The sequence below is a fragment of the Blautia faecis genome (assembly GCF_027662325.1).
GTDB classification, from domain to species: Bacteria; Bacillota; Clostridia; order Lachnospirales; family Lachnospiraceae; genus Blautia_A; species Blautia_A faecis.
In genome coordinates, this window is sequence record NZ_JAQDKY010000074.1 from 1 (window position 1) to 6,381 (window position 6,381).

General features: G+C 40.1%; 8 protein-coding genes. All 8 read left to right on the forward strand.

Features of this window, described 5'->3' with window-relative positions; all coding sequences use genetic code 11:
• The coding region (locus PGQ38_RS18765) for an ATP-binding cassette domain-containing protein (protein ID WP_330674543.1) at positions 1-345 on the forward strand (345 nt) is incomplete at its 5' end.
• A gap of 160 nt (positions 346-505) precedes the next feature.
• On the forward strand, positions 506-2,398 hold the full coding sequence (locus PGQ38_RS18770) for an ABC transporter permease (protein ID WP_270433087.1): 1,893 nt from the start codon (positions 506-508) through the stop codon (positions 2,396-2,398).
• Between the two features lie 144 nt (positions 2,399-2,542).
• Complete coding sequence (locus tag PGQ38_RS18775; RefSeq protein WP_055158488.1) at positions 2,543-2,800, forward strand: hypothetical protein; 258 nt, start codon at positions 2,543-2,545, stop codon at positions 2,798-2,800.
• Positions 2,801-3,060: 260 nt separating this feature from the next.
• The gene (locus tag PGQ38_RS18780) at positions 3,061-3,444 is read left to right on the forward strand and encodes a GntR family transcriptional regulator (protein WP_002578893.1); all 384 of its coding nucleotides are present in this window, start codon (positions 3,061-3,063) and stop codon (positions 3,442-3,444) included.
• On the forward strand, positions 3,437-4,297 hold the full coding sequence (locus PGQ38_RS18785) for an ABC transporter ATP-binding protein (RefSeq protein ID WP_004611597.1): 861 nt from the start codon (positions 3,437-3,439) through the stop codon (positions 4,295-4,297). Before PGQ38_RS18780 ends, PGQ38_RS18785 begins: the two co-directional genes overlap by 8 nt.
• Positions 4,290-4,940 carry an ABC-2 transporter permease gene (locus PGQ38_RS18790; protein WP_015542934.1) on the forward strand — a complete coding sequence of 217 codons (651 nt, stop codon included), beginning with the start codon at positions 4,290-4,292 and terminating at the stop codon, positions 4,938-4,940. Before PGQ38_RS18785 ends, PGQ38_RS18790 begins: the two co-directional genes overlap by 8 nt.
• Positions 4,941-5,068: 128 nt before the next feature.
• The gene (locus tag PGQ38_RS18795) at positions 5,069-5,248 is read left to right on the forward strand and encodes a cysteine-rich KTR domain-containing protein (RefSeq protein ID WP_074021989.1); all 180 of its coding nucleotides are present in this window, start codon (positions 5,069-5,071) and stop codon (positions 5,246-5,248) included.
• An 80-nt stretch (positions 5,249-5,328) separates the two neighbouring features.
• Positions 5,329-5,952, forward strand: coding sequence for a VanZ family protein (locus PGQ38_RS18800; protein WP_025580950.1), 624 nt, complete (start codon positions 5,329-5,331; stop codon positions 5,950-5,952).
• Positions 5,953-6,381 lie beyond the last annotated feature (429 nt).

Consider the following 6,381-nt stretch of genomic DNA (forward strand, 5'->3'; position numbering starts at 1 on the left):
CGCCGCCGCAACATCGGCTTTATCTTCCAGAACTATAACCTTGTTCCCATCCTGAATGTGTATGAGAACATCGTCCTGCCGGTGGAGCTGGACGGGGACACGGTGGATCAGAAGTTTTTGGACGAGATCGTTCACCTGCTGGGGCTGGAAGATAAACTGAAAAATATGCCGAACAATCTTTCCGGCGGCCAGCAGCAAAGCAAGACCAGTGCCGAGGTGCTGGGGCTTATCAAGCGTACCAGTGCGGAGTTCCGGCAAACTGTTGTGATGATTACCCACAATGACGACATAGCCCGCCTTGCAGATCGGATTGTCCGCATTGAGGACGGCAAGATTGTGGAATAAGGAGGTGGTAGGCTATGACATGGCCTTTTGAGAATGAGAGAATGATACCAGTGCTATCACGAAAAAAATTGCTAAAAACGATATAGATAAAAACCGAGTTAAAAAGGGTTTCTCGCTTACTACGATAGTCTTTGCAACAGCACTACTCATGATGTTGATTATGTTTGAAAGCGGATATGAAACTACAAAAGATAGAATGGCAGAAGGGCAGCCACAAGTTGTTTTTTATGATCTTTCCCAGCAGCAAATTGAGTTGTTGTATTCAGAGGAAAATATCGAATCCATCAAAGTAACTGAAACAGAAAACGGGTACGATGCTTCAATTACCATTGTTGATGCCACAAAAATGACGCAATATGGTTTTTCTTCTGCGGTCGATAATATATCTTCAAAATATGACATTCATCATGTAACAAGAAACGACTTATTCATGGATAGTTTGCCCAACGGAGGACTATTAAATCAGAAAAACATGGTTCTTATGGGGGTGGCAATCTTCATTATAATTGTGAGTGCTTTAGTAATTTACAATGTTTTCTATTTATCTGTTGTAAATCAGGTGCGGCAATTTGGGCAGCTTCGTACTGTCGGAATGACACAGCAGCAAACAAAGAAAATCATGCGCTACGAAAGAAAATTTTTATGTAGAATTGGGGTTCCGATTGGTCTACTGATTGGCGGCCTTGCTGGATATTTGTTGCAACCTGATGGTTGGGATTGGATCGCTGCGGTAGTCTGGGGGATAATCATTAGTGTTATCATCAATTTCGTTGTAAAAGTATCGTTAAATAGACCTACAAAAATAGCCCTCAGCATTTCCCCGATCCTTTCCAGCAAATATATGATGGAACGCTTTGATTGTAAGATTACTTACAAAGAAAAACGAAAATTATCTTCTTTGGGGCTGGCAATCATAAGCATAACATCACACTGGAAAAGCATTTTAGTTTCTGTGCTTTCTTTGGGCCTAAGCGGGCTTTTATTCGTCTTAGCTGCGACATACACCGCTTCCATTGATCCCGAATGTATGGTAAAAAAGGATGGCTACCAGTATGGACGATTTGTGAGTGATACGACTGGTAAATACAGTGAGAAAGTTTCGGAAATTGAAAACTTCAAACAAAAGATAATGGAGTTTCCAAACATTAGCAATATAAAGCAAGTTGTTGAAACAGATATTAGTTGGGCAGGGAAAAATAGCACAGGCAAAGATCAACTTTCTATTATTACCGATAATGATTTTGCCTCTATTCAGCAATTCAGAGAATCAGGCGATTTGGATTATCAACAGCTTGTTCAATCTAACCAGATCGTTGCTGTAAATGGTGTAGAAGGTATTTCTAAAGGCGATACAGTAGAATTTACATTTGGGGATGGCACCCAAAAAACTTATACAGTGGGAGGCATATTAGATGGTGATCTGTATTCAAATACAGCAATTTATGGCGGCTGGTTTTTAATGCCCACTGAATTGATAGCAGAAAATTCGGTTTCTTTTAATGTTTCTATTAGGTTGATTGTAAAGGCAAATGATACCGGATTGGAACACACCACAATATCTTTAGAGAAATTAGTGGATATGTCAGATGGATTAACACTGACGACTATGCAAGAAGCGATTGCTTCAAAAGAAGCTACTATAAGGCAGGTAGGAATATCTATCATAGGCGTAACACTATTCTTGCTGCTTTTTAGTATCATTACTTTCGCAAGTACAATCATTACAAATATAGCAACAAAAAAGCGGGAATACGCTATGTTTCAATCCATCGGTATGACTAGGAAACAAACAGAAAAAATGGCACTATGCGAAAGTTGTGTATTGGCGATAGGAAGCTTGATACTTACTCTGATATTGGGAATTATTTTAGGGCAGATATTGATAAAAGGCTTGATAAGTGCAGGGATTTTCTATTTGTCATATACATTTCCATTAGCATTGTTTACTGTATATTGCATTGTGGTGGTTCTGATTATTTTGATGATTACTATTTCCGCTTTTTACAGTTTACAAAAAACTCCGTTGGTTGAGAGATTACGGATTGTAGACTAAGGAAGTAGACCCAACTAATATAAAAGTGTCCGAGCGTTGTAACATTTCACCCCGATTTTCATTGAAATTTCTTAGCCGCTGTAACACTTCGCTGACATTGGGGTTTTACAATACCCTTATCAACAAAAGTGAGGAGGCGACGCAATGGAACTGACCCCGACCTTGATTTTGAATCTGGCGCTGCTGATCGTACCGCCCGTTGTCCTTGTGCTGGTGTTCCGGCAATGGCTGGCCCGGCACATCCGCTGGACGGTTGCCTTGACTGCCCTCTGTGATGTTCTCCTGTTTTGGGATGAACTGTTCTACTATGAGAGTTTCGGTCTGTTTGCTGTGCTGCTTCTGGTACAGTTGGCAGCCACTGGCGCAGCAGCGTTCCGCATTTACTGCAAACAAAGAAAGTAAAATACAGCCTCATTACTACTCTGGTAAATATCCCGGAACTGATTAGGCGGGGTGTTTTTTATGGAATAAAGTTGGATGGAATATTAGCGGATGAAATAGGCACTTCCTGTTAAAAGAAATTGGTCAGGATAGTAATTTTATTATCCCGACCAATTTTTGCTATTATGAACTTTTCTTAAACTATATTGCTTTTTGGAGCCTTGCATGTTATACTGTTATACACAACAGCATAACAGTTAAAACACACGGAGGATGCAGCAATGAAACTGATTATTTCAAATGTATCTGGCGTCCCCATATACGAGCAGATTAAACAGCAGATCAAGGCGGCTATTTTATCTGGCGAGCTTCAAGCCGAAGAAACTTTGCCCTCCCTTAGAACACTTGCCAAAGACTTAAAGATCAGCGTCTTAACAGTGACAAAGGCATACACAGAATTAGAGCAAGAGGGCTTTGTTAAAAATGTGCAGGGGCGTGGATGTTTCGTAATGGGGTCTGGTTCAGAACTGATTAAGGAGCAGCTTATTTGCAAAGTAGAAAACAATCTCACCGAAGCAATAAAAGCTGCAAGAATGGCAAATCTATCCACAGAGGAATTACATCGCCTTTTGGACATTTTAACGGAGGTAAAAACAGATGACTAATTATTTAGAGGTAACGAATCTTTCAAAATCTTTTGATTCTTTTCAGCTTCACAATATCAGCTTTACTTTGCCAAAGGGATATATTATGGGCTTGATTGGCCCGAATGGTTCTGGCAAAACAACGACAATCAAACTGATTTTGAATATGCTCAAGCGCACCGGTGGCACAGTCAAAGTGATGGGGCTGGATAATATCGCAGAAGAACAAAAAGTAAAATCAGAGCTGGGCGTTGTTTTCGATACAAATTATTTCAGTGATGATTGGAAAGTGTCGCAGGTTGAAAAATCCATTTCGGTATTTTATCCAAATTGGGACAGCCAGAAATTTGCGGATATGTTACGGAAATTTCACATTGCACCAACCAAAAAGGTAAAAGAACTTTCCAAAGGTATGCAGATGAAGTTAATGCTTGCCTGTGCGTTTTCATACGACGCCAAGCTGCTGATCCTCGACGAGCCGACCAGTGGACTTGATCCGGTTTCCAGAGATGAACTTTTGAAAATTCTTTCAGAGTATATTGAAGATGGCGAGCATAGTGTTTTGTTCTCCACCCATATCACAGGCGATTTGGAGCGTGCAGCCGATTATATTACCTACATCAGTTATGGCGAGCTGTACTTTACTGGCAGCAAAGATGATTTTGTAGATATGTTCCGCATTGTAAAAGGTGGAATTGAGGAACTGTCCGATGATCTGAAAAATAAGGCGGCTGGTATTCGTACATTCCCTACGGGATTTGAGGCTCTGATGAAAACCGAAGATATTAGCGGTTTCCCTAACCTGACCGTTGATCCTGCCACCATTGATGAAATTGTAGTGTTTACAAGCAAGAAAGGTGACGATTATGAGTAATATTTTGAAATCCACAAAATTAGATATTGCATTGGTAAAACCATATTTTAAGACGATTTGCTTTACCCTGCTCCTGCCGATTGTGTTTGCCGCAATCAATCGTTCTTTGCTGACAGGGGTATCATTTGCTATGTGCTTTATTGCCATGACGACGGGATATACCTTTTCCATCACAGAAAAAAACAGCATGGATCGTCTGTTTGGTATTTTACCTGTTCGTAAAAGCGAGCTTGTGATCGGACGCTATGTTTTTGTCCTTGCAATGGGGCTTCTTTCCTTGATTATTTCTTTGATTGCACAGCCGCTTGTCTTGAAAGTGCTGGGTGAAACAGTTGGCGTATTTGATATTGTAACTGCCGCTATTGCAGGAGTATTCTTATTTGCACTCTATACCGTGTTCCAGATTCCGGGATATTACAAGTACGGCTCAATCAAAGGACGGGTATTTATGTATATTCCAGTGGCCGGTTTTTTGGTGACTTTACTTCTTCTCTCTAAAATGCCAGCTATCGGGAACTCAATTATTTCAGTCGTTGAATCTTCTCCGATACTTCTCGTTTTCCTTGCGGTTTTTGCTATTGTCGTGATGTATGCGGTTTCAATCTTCTTGTCCATTCGGGTTATGAAGAATAAGGAAATGTGAGGTGATTGTATGGATTTCACAATTTTGGCAGTTGTGCTTTTGATTGGTGTTGGCGTTCCTATCCGTAATAAACTCATACGGAAATATCGGGATAAGAAAAAGAATGATCGCAATTCGGAGTGAACAATATGGAGAAAACAGAGTTCATCCGCTGCCCAGTCTGCGGGAATAAAACACGCGACAAAATTCGGGAAGATACCGTACTTAAAAATTTTCCTCTCTTTTGTCCAAAATGTAAAAGTGAATGTCTAATCGACATTGAACAATTAGACTTACGATTAGCATTATGGGAATACCGTCGTTACTAATGACAGTATTCTGTTTGCTTTATGAGAAAATGCTCAATGCTGGAATGGGCAATAAATTTGAATTTGACAAGGAGATAATAATGATACCAATTTCTGATATTCTCATCCGCTCAATTAGTGGGTATGTGTTTATGGTTCCAGTCTTCGTACTGTATTTCTTGTGGCTCAAAAAATTGGGGAGAACACAAAGTTTTCTCCATACCGCTGCAGTGTTTGTTTTTGGTTATTATTTATTCGGACTTTTGACCGTCACAGGCATCGGCTTTACAAGCACAATGACCTTTCGCCCGAACATTTCTTGGACTCCATTTATCGGTATGATAACTGGGCCAATTGATACCATTCTGAATATTATTCTGTTTGTCCCGTTGGGATTTTTCCTGCCGCTGCTGTACAAGAAATATCATCACATGAAGACGGTTGCATTGACTGGCTTTCTGTTTTCTTTGGCTGTTGAAATTGTCCAGATGTTTGGCTGGGGTTCTTCCGACATCAATGACTTGATGACAAATACCGCTGGAGCCTGTATTGGATTTTTAGTTTATTGTCTGCTGTCAAGAATCTTGCCTGCCAATCTGAAAAAGCAACTTCAATCCAGCCGTGTCAATGCTGTGGCTGAAGTACTTCTCTTTGCTATTTGCACATTTGCCATTATGGTCACGGCTCAGACTTGGTTTGTCCATGATGTGCTGAATGTTCCATAAATTGTATCGGAAACAATCGGTCTCAGATATAAAAAAATAGTGTCTTCTGTTTGACACACCTGCAGACCGATTTTTCCGTATTGAACTTAGTCGCGTCAACGAAGCCACTACCTATGGAATTTCAATCTTTTCCTTCCTGTTATGCTTGGACAGATTGAATAATTCTCTTTGTGTTATATCTATTATTTTTAGGTAATAGTCCACAACGGCTTCTAACATGAAGGTACAAAAAATAAAAGTTGATCCTCAATCAACCCTATTATTGTACTCTTCAATTCATACTTTTCGATCTCAATGGTAGTATGGTTAGATAGACATCTGTTGCCGCTATCCCTTGGTAAGTTACCCGTTCAGCTTACCTACAAATTTAGAATACAATAAATGGCATCATTTGAACAGACTATATTTTTGGGATGAACTGTTCTACTA